General features: G+C 55.6%; 2 protein-coding genes. Both read right to left on the bottom strand.

Features of this window, described 5'->3' with window-relative positions; all coding sequences use genetic code 11:
- Positions 1 to 101: 101 nt before the first annotated feature.
- Complete coding sequence (locus RMO15_RS20200; protein ID WP_309716084.1) at positions 102 to 1094, bottom strand: Gfo/Idh/MocA family oxidoreductase; 993 nt, start codon at positions 1092 to 1094, stop codon at positions 102 to 104.
- Positions 1095 to 1100: 6 nt separating this feature from the next.
- Positions 1101 to 2225 carry a redoxin domain-containing protein gene (locus RMO15_RS20195; protein WP_309716081.1) on the bottom strand — a complete coding sequence of 375 codons (1125 nt, stop codon included), beginning with the start codon at positions 2223 to 2225 and terminating at the stop codon, positions 1101 to 1103.
- Positions 2226 to 2412: the final 187 nt, after the last annotated feature.

Here is a 2412-nt window from a genome sequence, read left to right as displayed (position 1 = left end):
AACGAGTCTTCCGGCTTGAAAGGGCGACGCTCGCCTGCGCGAGCAATAGATTTGTTTGGCTGCGAAGGCAGCCGTCGTCCTCTTAAGCCGAAGGTTTTAACCTACGGCAAACTAACTACTGTTCCTGTGTTGAGCGACTCAATGGCCGCCTGTAATACTTTTTGTGCCGCGAGGCCGTCTGCCCCGGAGCCGTCAAGAAGTGCTGGGGAGATGCCTTCGTCTACCTCGCGGACAAACGTGTGGATGCGGTCCTTGAACGTGTCCGTGAAGCTCTCGAAGCCCCCAAAGAGCGGGTTGGTGTAGACCAGCTTCTCCGGGTTGCCCGCCGGGAAGAGGGTCGCCTCGCGGTACATGTCGTCGATCACCAGCCGCCCACCGGTTCCCGCGACCTCGCAGCGCTCCATCGGGTGGCCACGCTCGATATCATAGGAGCCAGTCAGCCCGCCGACCACTCCGTTCTTAAACTGCATCGAGAAGTGCGCCGTGGTCCAGATCTTCCGGCCCGGTGCGATCGTCGCAAAGCACTGCACGCGCTCGACATCGCCGCAGAAGTGCCGCATCACATCAACCGTATGGGGATGCAGGGCCTTGATCTGAAAGTACGGCGAGCCCTCCGTGGGGTTCATGATCCACATGCTCATGTTCACAAAGAGCAGATGCCCCAGCCGCCCTTCGTTCTGCCACTTCTTCGCAATCCGCGCCGCCGGGGTGAACCGATGGTTGAGGTTGATGCCGTAGCAGAGGTTTTTCTCTTTGGCGAGGGCCACCATCTCCTCCGCCTCAGAGATCGTGTTGGAGATGGGCTTCTCCCCGAGCACGTGGCAGCCTGCCGCCAGCGCCTGCATCGTCGGCTCGTAGTGGTCGCTGCCGTACTCGTAGCCACCGGTGGCGACGCTCACGATATCAGGCTGGAGCGCGGCCAGCATCTGCTCGACATCATAAAATGCCGGGACACCCAGCCGCGCCGCCGCAGCGTCCGCCCGGGTGTTATCTTTGTCGCACACCCCGACGAGCTCAGCGAGCGGGCTCAGCTTGTACATATCGCCGTGACGATTTCCGATCACGCCCATTCCAACGACGCAGACTCTTTGCATACTCCCTTACTTAACCTTCTTTTTTTGCGCTTCCCATATGGCCATCCGCATCCCTAGAAACTGTGCACCTCCGCCAATCCAACCAACCTCAATATTTCCTTGGGGGTCAATGACATATTGTGTGGGTAGCCTGGAGATTTTGTAGGACTTGGAGACACTTGCTTTAGGGGCGTTGTGCGCGAAGAGAATCGCATCCATCTCCTGGAATGCTTTTACCGACTTAAGAAAAGTCGCCCGATCTTCACTGTCATCTAGTGCGAGGAGGACAACATCTTCTTTCTCATTTTGAAGTTCCTTCATGAGCATTTGATTGTATTGCATTGCCACCACGGAAGCGACATCCTCACTTGCCCAGAAGTTGAGAATTAGCACTTTGCCTCGGAAGTCCGAGAGCTGGATGGTCTTTCCGTCTTTATCTACTGCACTAAAGTCTGGGGCTTTAGAGCCCTTCGACAATAATTTGAGCTCTGGAGTCTGTGGAGTCTCCTGTTTCAGAGATACACCCGGCGGTGGCTTATAGGAGAATACTTTGGAGTGGGAAGCAATCGGGATGTTCACCTTGATATTTCTCAAGATGCTATCTGTAGTCGAAGGGGATTCACCCATTATCTTGAATATCTCGCGACGCATCAGGCCTTCGGAGGAGAAGTACCAGGTGATCTCGATTTCCTCTGTTTTGGACAACTTAATCCTGGTAACGACTCTCTCACAGTCAGTACCCTCGACAGTCTCCCGACCCTCATGGCGTACCTCTTTCAATCTCCCGTTTTCTCGACCCTGGCTGACCATAACAAGCGGGGAAGCGTCCATGGAAGGGTCCACGGAATAAAAACCCTTCCACGGCCCCAGCCCCGTGTCCAAGTCGCGCCCTTTCTTTCGATTATAGGTGCTATCGTACTGCTGCCAGGTATTTTTACCATCACAGACAAACGTGATTGAGGGAGCCTCACGCTTGCGTTTCCAGGTGCCATCTTTCTGAATCAGCGACCATTGATCGTAGCGCAGATAGGCGGGCTTGGCGGCAGTGATAATCTCGAGTATACGGCGTGGAGGGCGCTGTGTCTTTCCCGGTTCTTGCCTAGGCGTCAAGGTGGTCCAGCACTCGGCGTGATAGCTTTTCAGGCCGAGCATCTTCTGCTCGGCCTTTTTGAGAAGCGTTATCGCGGCGGGATCGAGTTTGGGTTGCATGGCTACTTGAGCGTCACTACCTGCCCAGTCTCCCAGGACTCGATAATGGCCTCGATGATCTTCTGTACGTGGAGTGCATCCGCTCCCGACGCATCAATCGCTTCCGGCGCATCCCCGGCGATATTCTGCT

It is taken from the genome of Armatimonas sp. (genome assembly GCF_031410135.1).
GTDB lineage: Bacteria > Armatimonadota > Armatimonadia > Armatimonadales > Armatimonadaceae > Armatimonas.
This window is presented reverse-complemented; position numbering and strand designations above follow the sequence as displayed.